Below are 18,302 nucleotides of genomic sequence, written 5' to 3' on the forward strand. Positions count from 1 at the left end.
ACCTGTTTGAAAATATAGAAGAACCCGTGGCGGTTCTTGCTCCACCGAAAAGAGCTACCCAAACCAAAAGGCAAAGCACCAATAAAAGCAGCCGTGCGATAGGTCTCCAAACCGACCTGTTCAGTGCGATGCAGCTGCCTTATTCACCGCCCGTTACCAATAAGTTTGCTAAGGAAAGTACGACACCGAATGGCCAAAAACAAGAAGCCGTCGGCGATCTTTTTTCAGGTATAAACGGGAATGGCCAGGCTGACGGGCCACCCGTTTACGATACCATTCCCGAATCAGCTCCGTATGAGGGCAAACTGCAATCGTTCCATCGAAACGATTGCCTTGTGGTTCATAAAGGTTGGGTCGGTCATTTGCAGGATTTAGATTTAGATACTAATGGTATGGCTACATTCCACCCGCTTAAATTGTCTGCCGCACAGCGGACAAGAGCCGAAGCATATGTTGAAGTGCGGGATATTTACCAACAGCTTTACATTAAAGAAACAGAACTTCAAACCGAGCACAAAGAAGAAAGGGAAACGCTGAACCGCCTTTATGATGCCTTTGTCAAAAGATACGGCAATCTCAATAGCGCCGATAACATTAAGCTCATTAAAACGGATAGTTCCGGTAAGGAAATCCCCTATCTGGAACGTGTGGTCGGCGGCGTGGTGCGCAAGGCGGATAACTTCAGCCACCCTGTAAGTTTCTCTACCGTAACGATAAAAGCAAACAATTCTGATGAAGCGTTAGCGGCATCACTAAACAGATACGGTGGTGTGGATTTGGGTTATATGTCCGAACTCACCAGTATGACCGATGATGCTCTAATAGAAGCCTTACACGGTCGTATTTACTACAATCCTCTGCAAAAGGAATATGAAATATCCGAACGCTGGATTGCAGGCAACGTCGTGGAGAAAGCAGAGGGCGTAAGAACTTACATCGAAAACAATCCCGATGATGCCCAGGCTAAAGCAAGCCTTACCGTATTGGATGAAGCCCGACCAAGACGTATCGAGTTTGAAGAACTGGACTTCAACCTCGGCGAACGTTGGATACCCACTGGTATTTATGTCTGCTTTGCTTCCCATTTATTCGATGCGGACGTATTAATACATTACTCCGAAAGCTCCGATGACTTTTCCGTAAAGTGTCATCAGGGCAATATGAATATATGGGAGAAATATGCCGTCAAATCCGAAAGCCGGACATTTGACGGGATTGCCTTGCTCAAACACGCGCTCGTCAACACCACGCCCGACATTACCAAAAAAATAATGGCTGGCGACCAGGAAGTAAGGGTGCGTGATATGGAAGCTATACAAATGGCTAATACCAAGATTGACGAAATTCGAACCGCCTTTAGTGAGTGGCTTCATGCCCAAAACGATGAGTTTAAAACAAGGCTAACCGATCAATATAATGATACCTTTAACTGCTTCGTGCGCCCAAATTACAACGGAACGCATCAGGACTTTCCGGGACTTGACCGTAAGGCATTAGGTATTCAAGACCTGTATTCTAGCCAAAAGGACACCGTTTGGATGATAAAGCTGAATAACGGTGCTATCTGCGACCACGAAGTAGGCGCAGGAAAAACGTTGGTGATGTGTACCGCCGCACAGGAAATGAAGCGGTTGGGACTGGCGCACAAGCCAATGATTATCGGGCTGAAGAGCAACGTTCACGAAATTGCTGAAGCCTACCGCACCGCTTACCCACACGCCAAAATTCTTTTTCCGGGCAAAGAAGATTTTACGCCGCAAAAACGCCTGCGCATTTTCGGCGATATTAAAAACAACGAATGGGATTGCGTGATACTCACGCACGACCAATTCGGGATGATCCCGCAGTCGCCCGAAATACAAACAGAAATTCTTGAACTCGAACTGGAGAGCGTGGAGCGTAACCTTGATGCCCTGCAGTCGCAAGGCAAAGAAGTGACCAGGGGAATGCTCGCCGGAGTAATCAAGCATAAAGAGAACCTTGAAGTAAAACTCAAAACCCTGCAATACGACATTGAGAACCGCAAGGATGATGTGGTGGACTTCAAGATGATGGGCATAGACCATTTGTTTGTTGATGAAAGCCACCAATTCAAAAACCTGATGTTCAATACAAGGCACTCGCGGGTTGCCGGATTGGGGAACGTGGACGGTAGCCAAAAGGCAATGAACCTGCTGTTTGCTATCCGTACCGTACAAGAGCGCATTAATGCGGATATGGGAGCCACCTTTCTTTCGGGAACCACCATCAGCAATTCCTTAACGGAGCTGTACCTGCTGTTTAAATACCTACGACCAAGAGCGATGGAAAAACAAGGTATCAATTCATTCGATGCCTGGGCAGCTATCTACGCAAGGAAAATCACCGATTATGAATTTTCAGTGGCTAACAATATTGTGGCAAAAGAGCGTTTCCGCTACTTCATTAAAGTGCCGGAACTGGCTCAATTCTATTCTGAAATAACGGACTACCGAACGGCAAAAGATATAGGCATTGACCGTCCTGTTAAGAACGAGGTATTGTATAAGATACCGCCTACGCCTGACCAGGAAGTATTTATTAAAAACCTGATGGACTTTGCCAAAACAGGGAATGCAGAATTATTGGGCAGACCTCCCTTATCTCAAAGCGAAGAAAAGGCAAAGATGCTCATTGCTACCGACTATGCCCGTAAAATGTCCCTCGATATGCGTATGGTAAGCGGCAGGTACGAAGACCATCCCCGATAACAAAGCTTCACATTGCGCAACGAACATTGCAAAATATTACAAAGAGTACAATGCACAGAAAGGAACACAGTTCGTTTTCTCCGATTTGGGAACTTATAAGCCGGGCGAATGGAATGTGTACTTCGAAATCAAACGCAAGCTCGTGGAAGATCACGGCATCCCTGCGCACGAAGTCCGCTTTATACAGGAAGCCAAAAATGATAAGGGGCGTAAGGAATTGAGCATAGGGATGAATGAGGGGAAAATTCGTGTGCTGTTTGGCTCAACAAGTATGCTCGGTACAGGAGTGAACGCACAGAAAAGAGCTGTGGCTGTTCATCACTTAGATACGCCTTGGCGACCGAGCGACCTTGCCCAAAGGGACGGTCGGGCTATCCGCAAAGGCAATGAGATTGCCAAGTTCTTTGCCAATAATAAAGTGGACGTCATTATTTACGCCGTAGAAAAATCACTGGATAGCTATAAATTTAACCTGCTATACAATAAGCAGCTATTTATAGATCAATTAAAAACTAATAACCTTGGCAAGCGCACCATTGATGAAGGCAGTATGGATGAAAAATCGGGAATGAACTTTTCGGAATATGTGGCTATCCTGTCGGGAAACACCGACCTGTTGGATAAAGCCAAGCTGGGAGAAACAGATTACCGGACTAGAAAGTGAAAAGCAGGCGTTCAACCGTTCCAAGTTCAGTGCCAAATACAAGTTGCAAGACTGTACGGAAATGCTCGAAAGTGCCGGGTCCCGTCTGAACCGGTTGAGCCTCGATTGGGATAATTTACAAGGTCGCATACAAAAACATCCAGACGGCACTGTTGCCAACCCTGTGCAGTTGGAGGGCTTACCGCCTAATGCCGATGTAAAACAAATCGGTAAAAAGCTCAACCAGCTTGCGGACAAAGCCCGCACCGGAGGTCAGTATGAGGAAATTGGGAGCCTGTACGGATTTTCCTTGTTGGTTAAAACCGAGGTGTCTGAAAAAGCGGGTGTGAATATTCGGATAAACCGTTTTTTGGTACAGGGAGAAGGAAACATCAAATACACCTACAATAACGGTATTATCGCCAAAGAAGAGAAGATGGCGGCTATGAATTTCCTTAACGCATTGGAGAAATTACCGGGCTATATCGAACAGGAACAAAAGAAGATTGCTGAAATACGTAAAGGCCTGCCTATTCTTCAGGATGTGGTTAACGGAGCCTGGACTAAGGAAAGCATGTTAAGCGAACTTAAAACGGAACTAGCTGCTGTTGAAAGGAAAATACAGCTATCCATTACACCGAAAAATCAACAGCAAGAAAAAAACGAAACAGTTGAAGATATAGCAAAAAATTCACAAAATATATCAGTTAGAAATAATTTCCGTCTATAAATGTGTATCAAGAGTTTGGAATAAAATTCAAATCGCTACATTATTGGACTTTTAAAAGTTATGGCAATTACCAACTTTTCCTTTACAAATAGCCTAATGCTAAAACTAAATGGCATCAGGCTATTTTATTAAAAGTTACTATCTACCTATTGTCCCTTTGTAACCTCGAAATCGTAATAGGTCAAGCCGCCCATATTAGACATTTGCTTAGAAGCTCTTACATTACCTGATAACGTTGCCATGTTGCCTTCTTTCGTCAACGATGAGTCTGGATTGCAGATCAGGTACATTGAAACTTCGTCAATAGTTCCGGGAGTTACTACCCTTAGCGCATAACGGCCGCTTTTTTCGTCTTTAACAATTGTTCCCTTCTGGTCTGTTAGTGTTTTTGTAATTGCTGCGGAAGTATTGCAGGCATTCATACTTTGGTCTGAAGTATTTTTCTGCATAGTGCATGCTCCTAAAAAAGCACATACAGTGGCTGATAATAAAACTGATTTGATGTTCATATCTTTTAAATGTTTATCACTAGTTTTCAAAAAAGATGCCACAAAAGCTTAAATTCCACATTATTTATCACAATAAATGTTCCAAATATATTGACTTCGCGTCTTATTATAATTGGCGTTATTAGTCATTTAATAAAAGAGACCAAGGCTGATCCGATAAATAGATGGAATGATTTGAAGATTAAAATTTTTATTTGATAGTCATTACTATCAATTTAATTCAGATTTCAGTTAGCTCTAAATTTCTCTAATATAATATAGGCGGTTCCTATACAATCCAGTTCTATTCAGATTATCGGAATAATGTGCTGTTTATCTGCTTATAATGGTTTGCAACTTTTATATTTCGTCCATGCTCTTTATCAGTGCTTCACAGAGGCTATCAAGGAATTTGGTTCTATTCATCTTACGTGCCTTCAATTCAATGAAAGTGTGGTAAAAATCCCCTAAGTCAATAGTAAAAGCATCTTCAAAGGTTTTTGCAATCAATTTTATATCTGGACTCCCATTGTTAAACACATCTTAGGAATACAGCTCATAAATGAGTTCAGCCATTACTGTCTTGTTTGCTGCCCATTTTAACAAATTTTCCGTAGCCTTAACGTTATATCGTGTTTTCCCCGCACAAAAAATTTCTCATCGAGGAAAGAGTTATTGCTACGGTAATATTTGTAAAAATCAAGGTTGTTATCAAAGAACCTTTTTAGCTTTTTGAGTTCTTTGGTAAAATATTTCCTGATACGTTTGGCTCCGTAAGGCTTTCTCGTTTCTATTTTATAGACGGCATTATAGTAGATGAGCTTTGAAACAATAACAGGTTTTTGGTATTTGAAAAAATGGATTTCCTCTTCTACATTCTTAAAGTCGTTTTCAGTACAAACTCCTTTAAATCCGAAATGCTTTGAATGATAAGCTGAATAACCGCTTCAATTCTTTTTACAAGGCTGTCAGTTTCAATCTCCAGTTCTTCGATTGCAGTTTTGAGTTTAAGATATGTTTCATTGTAAAATTTATCCATTCGGTTATTTTGAAAGTCTTTACGTTTGGCTAATAAAAAAGCCTAAACCGTTAAATTTAGGCTTTATACATTTTTTTGATTTCGATAATTGATGTCTTAGCTTGTAATTTGTCAGCCTTTAGTAATGGACTTTTTTCTTTCGATAAATTTTCTTAACAGTATCATCGAAAAGGCTAAAAGACCAAAAGTCAGTGTTAACCACGGCGTATATTGTACACCTTTTGTAACGATTATCCAACCGCCCACGGTCGTCCCACAGTTACACCCAAATTACCAAATGAGGTAGCCAGACTATTGGCAAACTCCATTGCTTCGGGTGCGGAAGAAATCATATAGGTAGAGGCATTCAGAAAGCTTGGCGAATACAGAAAGCCCCATAAGGCGATTACGATAATAGTTGCAATGGTATTGCCTCCCGAAAAGTGCAGGAGTATAGGCACTATTATAGTCCCCGAAAGAAAAAAAGCTGCTGTATAGGTGATGTTTTTATTCAGCATTTTACCTGCTGTCCAGCTGGCAAGCACACCGATAATGCCAAATACAAACAACATATAACTGACCATTGTGCTGTTCATATCTTTGGCTTTATTCAGATAATCAGCAAATAACTATAGGTGGAAAACCAAGCTGCAATCATAAAGAAATTCATTGCCGTACTAACAATGAACGTTGGTTTGGTCAGTATTTTCAACTGGCTTCCGTAGGACTTTTTCTCTTTTACAGGCATTGGTGGCAACACAGAGTAAATAGCCAGCAATGCCACAACACTGATGGTTGCCTGTACCACAAACGAATATTCCTAGGAAAAAGGCTGGCTATATAGGTGGCGAACGGAACGGTCGTAACCATTGCAATGGCAACGCCACTGAATACGATGCTCATCAATTCGTTCTCGTTCTGTTTATTGCCTTGCGAGACTGCTACTGATAAAGCCGTTGCAATGTAAACAGGCTGTAAAAACGCTGGCAATATGCTAACGCACATCAACAACCAAAAGGGCGGCGAAAATGAAGATACAACGCCTGTAATGAGAAAAATAAAGATAGCCGTCAACATCGCTTTCCTGCGGTCGAAGCCCGATGCCAGTAAAGTCATAAATGGTCCGGTAAGAGCGATCATCAATGCAAAAGCACCCAATAAATATCCTGCTTTGTTAATGCTGATATGATAATGCTTTGCTACCTGCGGCAAAATACCGATGATACCAAACTCTGTCGTAATGACCGCCAAAAACCCCAATGCTCCTATGTATGCGTACTTTTTCATTGCTTAAAATTCCGTTTTAAAAATTCTCTATATGATTGTATGTCCCTGTCAAAATCTCCATTTTTCACAATGTCGTGGAAATGGAAACTGTCAATATGTTCCAACCCGATAAAAGCATTCATCCTATGAAAACCGTAAAGGATGCCGTCATCTACAGCAGTCTGATTAAAAAACTCGTCAGGCAATGTAAATGCCGTTGCAGGAGCATTCCAAGTTGTCGTAACGATGTATCGTTTGCCATTCAGAAGTCCTCCTGTTCCGTATTTGATTTTAGGATTTGCGGAAGAACGTCCATCCCCGGTCCATATCCCTTTGTTCCTGCCTGCATTCAATACTTCATCCAAGTATTTTTTCAGTCCGTGAGGAAGTTGCATCCACCAAATCGGAGTATGTTAGATAATAAAATCTGCTTCAATGAATTTTTGAATTTCAATGTCGATGTTATATGGCTCGTTAATGTCCGTTGTTTGGACTATGGTTTCCATTTGCTCTTTGAAAAACAAGTAAGATTGTTGAGCTATCACTTTATTGAAATTACCTTTGGACTGTGCATAGATTTGCCCACCATTAATAATAAATATGTGCTTCATTAAATTGGGATTTTAGAAAGAAGAATAAATTACGTTCTTGTACAGTGTACCCAAATCCCAATAGGAAGCCGGCAAATATTCCTGTGTAAAAACCAGACCGATGATATCTTCCTTTGGGTCTGCCGCCCAATAATGCGTGTTGAATGCACCGCCCCAAAAAAATGCTCCCACACTGGCAGAATGGATAAATTTGTTTTTTTCTGTTACCAGCCAAAAACCGAGACCATAGCGAAAATCGGGGTCTCCCTGCGTGATGACGCTTTTTGAAAGCTGGTTCGTGGTCATCAATTCTATGGTTTTTGCACTTAATAACTTCTTTCCATTGTAAATCCCTTTATTTAAAAGCATTTGCAGGAATTTGGCGTAATCGGCAGTTGTGGAACTCAATCCGACACCACACTGTTTGTCAGCAATAAGCTGTTTAGATAAGTGGTCTAATTTTTCTTCTAATAAAGTGATTTGTGCCGAACTGTTTAGTATGACCAGACTGGCGATGAAAGTAAAAATCTGTTTGTACATCTTTAAATTATTTGAATTGTACACACAAAATTGTTCAGTAATCACTAAGTTTGCATAGTATACACCTATTTGTATGGTACGAACAAATTTGTCAGTTATGGGAAAAAGAAAAGAAAATTCAACTAATATGCAGAACGAAAAGGTCATAGTCGGTGGTTGTGACCTAACCTAATGCAGTCTGTATGATTGGAGGTAGATGGAAACTATTAATATTATGCAAACTTGAAAATGGAAAGTTACGCTTTAGTGAACTCCGTAACCAGATTAACGGCATTACGGAACGAATGCTTACGCTACAATTAAGAGAGCTTGAAAAGGAAGGCTTGCTGAAGCGTAATGTTTATCCGGAAGTACCGCCAAGGGTGGACTATGAGCTGACTGAAATAGCTAAAGAATTAGTACCCATTTGGTCACAATTGAGTGACTGGGGCGGGAAACATAGAAAATTGATGGACACACAAACGCCAAAATAATATTAAATGTAAATCGTCATTTTTCGTCCTGCTCGTCCAATTTTCTTTATCAGTGTTTCACACAGGCTGTCAAGGAATTTGGTTCGGTTCATTTTACGCGCTTTCAGTTCCATATTATTTCTGTATCAAATGCTGCAAATCCGGGTCGTTCTTGATACGCTCTATTTCGCTTTCAACAATATGCAGAATGTCCGATTTTATACGTCTATAATTGCTATCAATTTCCTGCTTCATTTTATCCTCTCCCTGTTCATCTACAAAAGACAGGATTTCCGGAATCTTTTGATAACCTTTAGTTTCCAAAGCGACCTTTTCATTATCAACGACTATTTCGGCGTGAAATATCTTTTGTTCAATACGTTCATCAAAGTTATCTGATATAGAACCCACAAACATACCTTGGGTAAGTGTGGAAATTTTAGATGCTGGTACCAGACTATCTAACTGTGTCGATATAGAAGTTGAAGTATCATTCCTGTTGATTGATAAGCTCTGGCGTTTCTGCAATACTTTTCCGAAACGTTCCGAAAGGCTTTTGGCAGTTTCGCCTATTACCTGACCGCTGAAAATGTTACCAACAGTATTTTGAATAACCTTTGCTTCCTTATCTCCATAATCCCGTATTAATTGCGAAAAATCCTGAAACCCCAAACGAACCGCCACCTCATTACTCCTCGCCGTTGCAATGAGGTTATCCAGTCCTCTGAAGTAAATAGTAGGAAGTTCATCAATAATAACCGAACTTTTTAATTGTCCTTTCTTGTTGATCAGCTTTACAATCCTTGAATTGTACAAGCCCAATGCTGCAGAATAAATATTTTGACGGTCGGGGTTATTGCCAACGCATAAAATCTTGGGCTCTTTTGGGCTGTTGATGTCCAGGGAAAAATCATCTCCTGTCATTACCCAATACAATTGCGGGCTTATCATTCTTGATAAGGGAATTTTGGCAGATGCTATTTGTGCCTGAAGCTGATCTTGAGCACCGCCTTGCCAAGCATCCATAAAGGGCGATAAATAATTTTCTAAATCAGGATAGGAAGTTAAAATTGTGAACACGTCCGAATACTTTTTATTCAGCAATTCAATAGCGTGTGGAAATGTACAATACTTACCGTCCTCGTAGATTTTCAGATACCAAATGATAGCTGCAAGTAAGATAATTGGGCTTTCCACAAAGAAATCCCCTTGCTTTTGTATCCAGCTTCGGTTTAAGTTTAACATTATCGTATAAGCCGCTTCGTAAGCATCTGAAATGTCCGTCATAAAATCTGAATTGAGTGGATTGCAACGATGGCTTTTTCGTGGGTCGTCAAAGTTAATAACATAGAATTTCGGCTGAATTTTATACTTGTCCCGGTGCTTCAGTAAATGATTGTAGGCAATGGTAGAAAGGTCATCGAACTTATAATCGTAGATGTACATACTAAAGCCTTTTTCTATCTGCTGCTTGATGTAGTTGTTTACAATGGCATAGGATTTACCTGAACCCGGAGTACCCAACACGATAGTTGCCCTGAAAGGATTTACGATATTTATCCAACCGTTATTCCATTTGCCCTTGTAGTAAAATTTGGTGGGTAAGTTTACGGAGTATTCATTTTCCATCAGTTTGGTTTCCTGTTGGAAGCTCTCGTTTTCGTTATTGAAAACGTCATCCATTAGGTTGGTATGGAGCAAGCGGCTCATCCATACGCCTGCCATCAGTAAAGCGATATAACCTAAAGAGATAGTCAGCATATACAGAAACGTGCCTGTTGCCGGGGATAGCTTCAACAATGGTGTGTTCAGAAAGAATAACACAAAACCCACGCCCAAAGCCACGTATATTTTAGACCAGGTTATCTTCTCATTCTTTACGCCTTTCGTCCCTAAGCAACTCAAAGCTAACAAAACCAAAGCGAATGCTTTGGTATACAAGGTATGTGAAAACAAACCTGCTGTCCGGTCGAAATTTCCGAGTATCTTGTTGATTACGTCCAACGTCCAGCCACGTTCTAAAAAGAAACCATAGCAAAACCAATAAAGGTGCATCAGTACCAAAACAATACTCACTGCCCGCATAAATGCCATGATCTTGGCAAGCCCTCTTAAATCGTCTTCTCCCTGCATTATTTTAAGTTTTAATGTTCGGGCGTGAATTTAAAGGCTCTATGGAGTGGCTATAAGAAAGTGGCAGCCAGCGGCGTTGTGTGGCAGCATTTGGCTTAACCAAATTAATAATATTTACGGCTTATTTATAGTGCGCAAGGCTTTTTTTAAAATGTAAATTGTTTCCTTTGTTTCACTTTCTTTTTCCCACCGCTTGCAAAGTGCCTTTACAAAATCGGGGCGGGTTTTACTTGCGTCATTGAGCCAATTACCTGCACTATCTTGCACATATTTTGATTTGTCGGATTTTAGGGCTTCTAATATTGGCAGTCCAAAATCGGGATTTTGCTTTAATTCTTCGATGTGTTCGCACCATACTCCACGTGGTCTTGTTGCTTCGGTAGTAAATCTTCTGATGTTTTCATCTTCGTTTGATGTCCAATCAGAAAGTATCTTAATGCTTTGGGTCGATTTAAGAGACAACCGAAAGCTCGGCCACCGTAGTATTGCCAACTAAATGAAACGTTTATATGACCGGACCTTATCTACCGCCACTATCCATAAGTTACTGATCAGAAATAATAGGCAATACTTAAAACTTAGGCGAAATTACCGTAAACGATTAGATCGGTACAACAGGCCAATACCTGGCGACCGCGTTCAAATGGATGTTTGCAAGATAGCTGGCAAGCTTTATCAATATACTGCAATTGATTTTAAAGTTGTTGAACTCTTCACCAGGCGAACAGCAACTAATACTTTGAGATTCCTTTAAACAGTAATAGAACAGATGCCTTTCCCTATACAACGCATTCAAACGGACAGAGGTAAGGAGTTTTTCGCCTATACATTTCAAGAAAAGCTTATGGAGTATGGCATTAAGTTTCGGCCGATCAAGTCGCGCTCTCCACACCTTAACGGGAAAGTAGAAAGGACTCAAAGAACCGACTTAGACGAATTTTATTCGACTATTGATATTAAGGACCCAGATTTGCCTAATCTGCTATCGCAATGGCAATTTCACTACAACTGGTTTAGGGCACATAGCTCTTTAAAAGGAAAATCTCCCATGCAAGTGGTTAATGATCTGGCAGATAAAACACCTGTATGGGACGAAGTTGGTAACATGTATGATCCTTTGAAAGAAAGAATCAAGGTGCAAAATTATTTGCTTGATTCTAAGCTATATAAGTGAAACGATCTCTGTAAATCCCACAATTTTACTTAAAGTTTCTCTCATCATCAGCTGTTCATTCTTACTGTTAATTTAGTTATGAGTTATCATAGGTTCGATTACGATTTTGCATAATATATTAAATCCTATTATGCTATAAAGTCTAATTTGCTCATCTTTTTATACATCCAGTTGGTGAGTCTTTATATTTCAAGCAAGATTAAAATGTTTTGCATTTTAAATCTTCGATGAGGTACCGAATGCTGTTGGCATTGTAAAAAATGATTTGCTTTTCAGGCTGGCGATACAATGTTTTCGTCCCAATTATTTAATTTATTCAAAATTACTTTGCTTGACAGTTGCTTTTTAGACAAACTAATTTTATTTAAAAGTTATTTACTCAATCCTTTTTTTGCTATTCGACAGATGTCAAAATTGTTTGACAAATGAAATGCTGTGAATCTAAAAGGCCTGAAATAAACAAAAAAATCCAAGTTATTTTGCAAAGAAAATAGCTCATATCGAGACAAAAATTCGAGATCAAATCTTTGTATATCAAAGCAGTAAAATGTTGCTTACACACCCAGTTTGAGGTAAAATCTTGCTACAATCTGCAAAAAAAACACTAATACTTTTATCTTCAAATGCGCTAACTTCGTAAGGCTTAAAATATAACCATAAAGTTTTGCTATTCCGTTTATATCCTATTTTCCATAGTTAGGTCTATATTAATGAACACGAAATTCACAAATAACCAAATAGGCATGAAGAATAAAATAAATCAGCTTCTTGTATCTTGTACATTATTGATCTCGCTAGGATTCAATTCATTTGCACAAAAAAAAGATTATCCGATCAAGCCCGTGGCATTTACAAAGGTTCATGTAGAAGATAACTTTTGGCAGCCAAAAATGGAGATCAATGCAAAAGTAACTATCCCCTATGTAATTGCGCAATGTAAAGCAAATGGCAGGATGGACAACTTTTTAAGGGCTGGAAAAAAAATGAGTGGGGATAAGATGAGTGAATTTCCATTTGATGATACAGATGTTTATAAAGCTATTGAGGGCGCATCGTATTCTATTCAGAATAAAGCAAACCCAAAGCTTGAAGCTTATATAGATACGCTTATTAGCATAATTGGCGATGCACAGGAACCGGATGGATACTTATTTACTTTCAGAACGGTAAATGCAAAAAAGCCACACGAATGGATCGGCGCTAAACGCTGGGAAAAGGAAGAGATATTAAGCCACGAACTTTATAATTCCGGACATCTTTATGAGGCAGCTGTGGCCCATTATCAGGCAACTGGCAAAAAGACATTTCTAAATATTGCCATCAGAAATGCAAATCTATTGGTAAATACCTTCGGTCCTGGAAAAATAGAAGAATACCCGGGGCACCAGATTGTGGAGATCGGGCTTTCTAAAATGTACCGGGTTACCGGTAATCAAAAATACCTGGATCTTGCGAAATTCTTCCTGGATGTGAGAGGTCCGAAAGGAGATGAATATAATCAGGCGCATGAAAAGGTTACCGATCAGCATACAGCTGTTGGCCATGCCGTGAGAGCAGCCTATATGTATACGGGAATGGCAGATATTGCCGCACTTACCGGAGATACGAAATACCTTTCTGCTATTGACGATATATGGGGAGACGTAGTAAATAAAAAACTATACATTACAGGTGGCATTGGTGCTACAGGCGCTGGTGAGGCTTTCGGAGAAGCTTACCAATTACCAAATATGTCTGCTTATGCAGAAACCTGTGCCGCCATTGGAAATGTTTACTGGAATGAAAGAATGTTCTTGCTGCACGGAGATTCCAAATATGTTGACGTACTGGAAAGAACCTTGTATAATGGATTATTATCGGGCGTTTCTTTAAGTGGCGATCGTTTCTTTTATCCAAACCCATTGGCATCCATGTTTCAACATCAGCGGAGCTCGTGGATCAGTTGTGCATGTTGCATCAGTAATATGGCCCGCTTTTTACCTTCTTTACCAGGCTATGTGTATGCACAGGATAAAAATGACTTGTATGTTAACTTATTTATGGGCAACACCAGTAAAATTGCTCTTGACATTACGAATGTAGAAATCGCTCAAGCCACAGACTACCCCTGGAAAGGAGATGTAACTATCAACATCAATCCGGAGAAAACAGCTGCTTTCACGGTAAAAATCCGGATTCCGGGTTGGGCATCTCAAGAGGTATCACCAGGAAGTCTCTATTCTTTTATGGTTAAAAAAACAACTCCCGTAAAGATTTCAATCAATGGGGTGGCCACTTCGTTCATTACAGAAAAAGGGTATGCTATCTTAACAAGAAAATGGAAAAAAGGGGATAAAGTTTTCTTAAATCTACCCATCGAAACCGACAAAGTGATTGCGAACAAAAATGTTAAAGAAGATGCTTCAAGGTTTGTACTGCAACGCGGACCTGTTGTTTACTGCCTTGAAGGCCCAGACAATAAAGACAGTTTGGTACAAAATATTATGATCGGTAAAAATGCGGTTGCCTCTTCTCATTTCGAACAAAACCTTCTTGATGGCGTAGGCGTAATCGATATTAAAGGTCAAACCACAAAACGGCAAATAAAAAGCGACAGCCTTTTGGTTACCGATCAAGATGTTAAAGCCATTCCATATTACGCCTGGGCAAACAGGGGGCCAAGTGAAATGACGGTATGGATACCTTATGAGCAATCAGCAGCTATGCCAAAGCCTGCACCGACCATAGCAAGCAGAAGTCAGGTATCAAGCTCATTAAAAAACAAGAGAATGTTCTCCGCAATCAAAGATCAGTATGAACCTACCGACTCAAAAGATACAAATTTTCCCTACCTCCACTGGTGGCCTGCAAAAAACACCAATGAATTTCTTCAATACGATTTTCAATCGGAGCAAACTGTTAGTCAATCTAAAGTATACTGGTACGATGATGGTCCTTGGGGTGGTTGTAGAATTCCTGCCGCTTACAGGCTTCTATACAAAAAAGGCGAACAATGGCTCCCTGTAGAATTGGTATCCCCTTATGAGATCAGTAAGGATAAATGGAATGTTATGAAATTTAAGCCGGTAAGTACCTCTGCTTTAAGGATGGAAATAAAACTTCCAGCAGAGCAGTCAACAGGTGTTCATGAGTGGGCAGTAGAATAATCAAAAAATACCACAAACTCCCTATTCGTCAATAGATTAGGGAGTTTTTTTATTAGAAATACTTTCGGTAATATCTGGTTTCAATAATAATAGAAAAGCTTAAATCGGATGATAAGATAACAACACAAGAAGATTATTTTCCTTTAAACTGGTTAAAAAATGATTCGAATTGGGTAAAATATTCATTACAATCAAATCATTAAAGGGTAAATTTATAAACGTTACCACAACGTTATAACTAACCAATAAACCAATGAAATTAAATCTTACTTTAAGGCGAAGTAAGTTTCTGGGTATTATCCTATTCTTTATGATACCCTTTCTCAGCTTCGCACAAACCAAAGTTACAGGGACGGTAACCGATGGAAAAAAACAGCCTTTACCCGGGGCATCTATCAAACAAAAGGGCACAACAACCGGTACCTCTTCGGATACCAAGGGAAACTTCTCATTGACCTTAAAAGAAGGCTCTTCAATATTGACGGTAAGCATTGTTGGCTATAAATCGAAAGAAATTTCTGTTGCTGGCCAAACGAACATCAATATTCAGCTTGTGGAAGACAACAACTCTTTAGATGAGGTGGTTGCCATAGGTTACCAGAACATCCAGAGAAAAAAAACAGCTGGCGCCATATCTTCTGTAAAAGGAAAAGATTTTGAGAATACGCCTTACTCTACCTTTGATGCCATGCTGCAGGGCAGGGTTGCGGGCCTTACGGTTTTGAGTACTTCAGGCGAACCTGGAGGAAATAACATTGTCAATATCCGTGGAGCAAGTAATGTAAACTTAGGTCAGAGCAGTTCACCTTTATATGTTATCGATGGGGTGATTTATGATGTCAATGATATAGGATCAGCCTATGGAAGCAGTCCCTTACAGGCAATCAACCCTAACGACATCGAATCTGTTGATGTACTTAAGGATGCATCTGCTTCAGCCGTTTATGGTGCCAGGGCGGCAAACGGAGTTATCATTGTAAAAACCAAGCGTGCAGCTATTGGCGCCCCACCACAAATCAGAATATCAAGCTATTTCGGTATTGCTAACAAACCGGCGCTAAAGCCCATGCAGACCGGTACTGCAGAGCGAAGACTGAAAATGGATTTACTCTATGGAGGTAATGCATCATATACTCAGCTCAAAAATCTGAATATGATGTTAACTGATAGTTTAAATACTGCATTTAATAATAATACAGACTGGCAAGGGTTATTTCTCCAAACGGGAAATATCAGCAATATTGATGCAAGCATAGCGGCGGCAACGGATAAATATTCCTATAGATTCTCTTTCAACCGATATTTTGAGGAAGGAGTAATGAAAGGTTATGATATCAACAGGGTTACCCCTAGCCTGTTCTTACAGGCATCTCCAACCGAAAAATTGCTGATCCAAACCAATCTCTTTGTCGGCCTCACCAAAGCCAAGCATGGCCAAGGTGACCAAAACAAATACCCTTTCACTACCTGGGGTTTTCCATCATCTTTTTGGAGCATCGGCCCCGCCGAACAGGCGTTATATACTGGCAGATATGATGAACTAAGGGACGATGACAAAACCACGAGTTTAAACGGAAATACAATGGCCCAATATACCATTATACCTGGTTTAAACTTAAAAAGCACGATATCGTATAATATAAACAACAATACAAGAAGCTATTTTAAACCAAATCTTTTAAGTTCCAGCGGCCAGAATGAAGCTTACGGATATATCTATCAAACCAACCGCTGGGAATTGGAGAATACATTAAACTATTATAAGTCGTTGAAGAGTGGACATAATTTCAACATCGTCCTGCTACAGGGAATGGAGAAAAATGTTCTCAACAATACCTATAGTTCCAGTATAGGAAATTCGGATGCAGTAAAAACTGTTACGGGAATTGCAGCAGGCCCAAATTTGTTTGTCAGTAACGATATCCAGGAACGCTCTCGTTTATCATGGATGGGAAGTTTTGTGTATGATTACAAGGGAAAATATCTTTTACAGGCTGTATACCGCGCTGATGCCTCTTCAAGGTATAGCGCAGATAGCCGTTGGGGCTCATTCCCTTCAGTATCAGCAGGCTGGAATGCATCTGAAGAAAGCTTTTTCTCGCCAGTGAAGAATGTTGTTTCCTATTTAAAGTTTAGAGCCAGTTATGGCGTAACCGGTAATGACCCCGGTGCTTATTATGCTCAATACCAATCGCTAATAGGAGATGCAAGTTATCCAACATCAGTACTGGCAAATGGTGTAGGCGGGGTTCAGACTACCTATAACGGTACACAGGTATTGTACCCGGATTATTATGGAGCAGCTTCAGCAAGTTCAATTAGCTGGGAAAGAAGTCCGCAGTTTAATGCAGGCATTGACATGGGCTTATTAAAAGACAGAATAACCTTAACAGCAGATTACTATATACGGGATTCTAAAAGTAAGGTATTTCAGGTTGCTGTACCACTTACCACTGGTTATTCTCAGATCTCGAACAATTTTGTTGATCTGCGCAATTCAGGTATAGAATTAACTTTAACCACGAGAAATTTTGGGCCTAAGTCAAAATTTCAGTGGACAACTAATTTCAACATCGCGTATAATGATAATTATATTACCAAACTGCCAAACGGGGGAAGAGATTTCACTTTCGGACAACCTTGGCTACAACAAACCTTAAGTGTTGGTGAACCATTGTTTACCTATAAGATTTGGGATGTGAGAGGAATCTATTCAACTGATGCAGATGTTCCTGTAGATCCGAAAACAGGCAAACGGATTACGCATTTCGGGGGTGCACAATATAGTGCAGGCGATCCGGCAAGGGCTGATCAGAATGGCGACTACAACATCGATTATAATGACTATGTTACATATGGAAATCCAAATCCGGATATCACAGGTGGTATGACCAACTCATTTTCATATAAAGGTTTTTCTCTTGACGTGTTGGTTACTTTTATTTCTGGCCGCAGCCTGCGTAATGGATACCTCTCAGATAAGTTTCAGGATGCAGGAACTTCGAATCCATACTTCTATTGGGGGCCAAGATCAGGACCCGCATCAAACTTTAATGTTTCGGATTTCTGGTCCAAACCAGGAGATATTGCCAAATACCCGGGACTGATTACCAATACGGTAGACAAATGGCACATTGGTCAGAGTATGTATGTAGAAGATGCGAGTTTCTTACGCATCAAAAATATCCGTTTGGGCTATGCCTTGCCTCAAAAACTCACAAAAAAACTAGGCATGAACATGATTAGGTTTTATGGTGTAATGGACAATGTAAAAGTATGGTCCAGATCCACGGTACCCGATCCTGAAGCGGTGGGCGTAGATGGATATTCAGGCGGAAATGACTATCCCATTCCAAAAAAGTACACTTTTGGCATTGATTTAACATTTTAAAC

General features: G+C 40.2%; 19 protein-coding genes. 8 read left to right on the top strand and 11 right to left on the bottom strand.

Features of this window, described 5'->3' with window-relative positions:
• The first annotated feature begins 26 nt into the window (after window positions 1-26).
• The 3 genes from PGN18_RS08920 to PGN18_RS08930 all read left to right on the top strand — a co-directional run bounded on the left by PGN18_RS08920 (window position 27) and on the right by PGN18_RS08930 (window position 4,102).
• On the top strand, window positions 27-2,729 hold the full coding sequence (locus tag PGN18_RS08920) for a hypothetical protein (RefSeq protein WP_335319103.1): 2,703 nt from the start codon (window positions 27-29) through the stop codon (window positions 2,727-2,729).
• 85 nt (window positions 2,730-2,814) lie between these two features.
• Complete coding sequence (locus PGN18_RS08925; protein WP_335319104.1) at window positions 2,815-3,393, top strand: helicase C-terminal domain-containing protein; 579 nt, start codon at window positions 2,815-2,817, stop codon at window positions 3,391-3,393.
• A 61-nt stretch (window positions 3,394-3,454) separates the two neighbouring features.
• The gene (locus tag PGN18_RS08930) at window positions 3,455-4,102 is read left to right on the top strand and encodes a hypothetical protein (protein WP_335319106.1); all 648 of its coding nucleotides are present in this window, start codon (window positions 3,455-3,457) and stop codon (window positions 4,100-4,102) included.
• Window positions 4,103-4,248: 146 nt separating this feature from the next.
• Here the strand turns inward: PGN18_RS08930 and PGN18_RS08935 are convergent, their stop codons facing one another.
• The 9 genes from PGN18_RS08935 to PGN18_RS08965 all read right to left on the bottom strand — a co-directional run bounded on the left by PGN18_RS08935 (window position 4,249) and on the right by PGN18_RS08965 (window position 8,004).
• On the bottom strand, window positions 4,249-4,611 hold the full coding sequence (locus PGN18_RS08935) for a hypothetical protein (RefSeq protein ID WP_335319107.1): 363 nt from the start codon (window positions 4,609-4,611) through the stop codon (window positions 4,249-4,251).
• Window positions 4,612-4,950: 339 nt separating this feature from the next.
• A complete protein-coding gene (locus PGN18_RS22375) occupies window positions 4,951-5,130 on the bottom strand; it encodes an RteC domain-containing protein (RefSeq protein WP_442955343.1) in 180 nt (59 codons plus the stop codon).
• A 59-nt stretch (window positions 5,131-5,189) separates the two neighbouring features.
• Window positions 5,190-5,453 (bottom strand): RteC domain-containing protein, encoded by a 264-nt coding sequence (locus PGN18_RS22380; protein WP_442955348.1) that lies wholly within the window; start codon window positions 5,451-5,453, stop codon window positions 5,190-5,192.
• Window positions 5,454-5,461: 8 nt separating this feature from the next.
• On the bottom strand, window positions 5,462-5,629 hold the full coding sequence (locus PGN18_RS22385) for a hypothetical protein (RefSeq protein WP_442955344.1): 168 nt from the start codon (window positions 5,627-5,629) through the stop codon (window positions 5,462-5,464).
• A gap of 230 nt (window positions 5,630-5,859) precedes the next feature.
• Window positions 5,860-6,204 carry a hypothetical protein gene (locus PGN18_RS08945; RefSeq protein WP_335319108.1) on the bottom strand — a complete coding sequence of 115 codons (345 nt, stop codon included), beginning with the start codon at window positions 6,202-6,204 and terminating at the stop codon, window positions 5,860-5,862.
• A gap of 142 nt (window positions 6,205-6,346) precedes the next feature.
• A complete protein-coding gene (locus PGN18_RS08950) occupies window positions 6,347-6,895 on the bottom strand; it encodes an MFS transporter (RefSeq protein WP_335319109.1) in 549 nt (182 codons plus the stop codon).
• Window positions 6,892-7,278 (bottom strand): NAD(P)H-dependent oxidoreductase, encoded by a 387-nt coding sequence (locus tag PGN18_RS08955; protein WP_335319132.1) that lies wholly within the window; start codon window positions 7,276-7,278, stop codon window positions 6,892-6,894. Before PGN18_RS08955 ends, PGN18_RS08950 begins: the two co-directional genes overlap by 4 nt.
• Window positions 7,279-7,287: 9 nt before the next feature.
• Window positions 7,288-7,485 carry a hypothetical protein gene (locus PGN18_RS08960; RefSeq protein WP_335319110.1) on the bottom strand — a complete coding sequence of 66 codons (198 nt, stop codon included), beginning with the start codon at window positions 7,483-7,485 and terminating at the stop codon, window positions 7,288-7,290.
• A gap of 12 nt (window positions 7,486-7,497) precedes the next feature.
• The gene (locus PGN18_RS08965; RefSeq protein WP_335319111.1) at window positions 7,498-8,004 is read right to left on the bottom strand and encodes a serine hydrolase domain-containing protein; all 507 of its coding nucleotides are present in this window, start codon (window positions 8,002-8,004) and stop codon (window positions 7,498-7,500) included.
• Between the two features lie 182 nt (window positions 8,005-8,186).
• Between PGN18_RS08965 and PGN18_RS08970 the strand changes: the two genes are divergently transcribed.
• Window positions 8,187-8,477: a winged helix-turn-helix transcriptional regulator gene (locus PGN18_RS08970; protein WP_335319112.1), complete on the top strand. Its 291-nt coding sequence runs from the start codon at window positions 8,187-8,189 to the stop codon at window positions 8,475-8,477.
• A 114-nt stretch (window positions 8,478-8,591) separates the two neighbouring features.
• Here PGN18_RS08970 and mobC read toward each other — a convergent pair whose 3' ends face one another.
• Entirely contained in the window at window positions 8,592-10,589 is a 1,998-nt protein-coding gene (mobC, locus tag PGN18_RS08975) for a conjugal transfer protein MobC (RefSeq protein WP_442955345.1), read from the bottom strand.
• 114 nt (window positions 10,590-10,703) lie between these two features.
• Window positions 10,704-11,051, bottom strand: a complete 348-nt coding sequence (locus PGN18_RS08980; protein ID WP_335319113.1) for a DNA alkylation repair protein — start codon at window positions 11,049-11,051, stop codon at window positions 10,704-10,706.
• 34 nt (window positions 11,052-11,085) lie between these two features.
• Here PGN18_RS08980 and PGN18_RS08985 point away from each other — a divergent pair, with 34 nt between their 5' ends.
• From PGN18_RS08985 to PGN18_RS09000, 4 genes are all read left to right on the top strand, one after another.
• Window positions 11,086-11,343 (top strand): hypothetical protein, encoded by a 258-nt coding sequence (locus PGN18_RS08985; RefSeq protein ID WP_335319114.1) that lies wholly within the window; start codon window positions 11,086-11,088, stop codon window positions 11,341-11,343.
• A gap of 15 nt (window positions 11,344-11,358) precedes the next feature.
• Entirely contained in the window at window positions 11,359-11,763 is a 405-nt protein-coding gene (locus PGN18_RS08990) for an integrase core domain-containing protein (protein WP_335319115.1), read from the top strand.
• 743 nt (window positions 11,764-12,506) lie between these two features.
• Complete coding sequence (locus tag PGN18_RS08995; RefSeq protein ID WP_335319116.1) at window positions 12,507-14,909, top strand: glycoside hydrolase family 127 protein; 2,403 nt, start codon at window positions 12,507-12,509, stop codon at window positions 14,907-14,909.
• Between the two features lie 253 nt (window positions 14,910-15,162).
• Entirely contained in the window at window positions 15,163-18,300 is a 3,138-nt protein-coding gene (locus PGN18_RS09000; RefSeq protein ID WP_335319117.1) for a SusC/RagA family TonB-linked outer membrane protein, read from the top strand.
• The last annotated feature ends 2 nt before the right edge of the window (window positions 18,301-18,302 follow it).

It is taken from the genome of Pedobacter terrae (assembly GCF_036946585.1).
GTDB classification, from domain to species: domain Bacteria; phylum Bacteroidota; class Bacteroidia; order Sphingobacteriales; family Sphingobacteriaceae; genus Pedobacter; species Pedobacter terrae_C.

Bases quoted from the DNA above. Each gene is read 5' to 3' on its own strand.
- PGN18_RS22385 (WP_442955344.1), bottom strand. From the start codon at position 5,629: ATGGATAAATTTTACAATGAAACATATCTTAAACTCAAAACTGCAATC.
- PGN18_RS09000 (WP_335319117.1), top strand. From the start codon at position 15,163: ATGAAATTAAATCTTACTTTAAGGCGAAGTAAGTTTCTGGGTATTATC.
- PGN18_RS08970 (WP_335319112.1), top strand. From the start codon at position 8,187: ATGATTGGAGGTAGATGGAAACTATTAATATTATGCAAACTTGAAAAT.
- PGN18_RS08965 (WP_335319111.1), bottom strand. From the start codon at position 8,004: ATGTACAAACAGATTTTTACTTTCATCGCCAGTCTGGTCATACTAAAC.
- PGN18_RS08950 (WP_335319109.1), bottom strand. From the start codon at position 6,895: ATGAAAAAGTACGCATACATAGGAGCATTGGGGTTTTTGGCGGTCATT.
- PGN18_RS08930 (WP_335319106.1), top strand. From the start codon at position 3,455: ATGCTCGAAAGTGCCGGGTCCCGTCTGAACCGGTTGAGCCTCGATTGG.
- mobC (WP_442955345.1), bottom strand. From the start codon at position 10,589: ATGCAGGGAGAAGACGATTTAAGAGGGCTTGCCAAGATCATGGCATTT.
- PGN18_RS08960 (WP_335319110.1), bottom strand. From the start codon at position 7,485: ATGAAGCACATATTTATTATTAATGGTGGGCAAATCTATGCACAGTCC.
- PGN18_RS08990 (WP_335319115.1), top strand. From the start codon at position 11,359: ATGCCTTTCCCTATACAACGCATTCAAACGGACAGAGGTAAGGAGTTT.
- PGN18_RS08945 (WP_335319108.1), bottom strand. From the start codon at position 6,204: ATGAACAGCACAATGGTCAGTTATATGTTGTTTGTATTTGGCATTATC.
- PGN18_RS08985 (WP_335319114.1), top strand. From the start codon at position 11,086: ATGAAACGTTTATATGACCGGACCTTATCTACCGCCACTATCCATAAG.
- PGN18_RS08935 (WP_335319107.1), bottom strand. From the start codon at position 4,611: ATGAACATCAAATCAGTTTTATTATCAGCCACTGTATGTGCTTTTTTA.
- PGN18_RS08995 (WP_335319116.1), top strand. From the start codon at position 12,507: ATGAAGAATAAAATAAATCAGCTTCTTGTATCTTGTACATTATTGATC.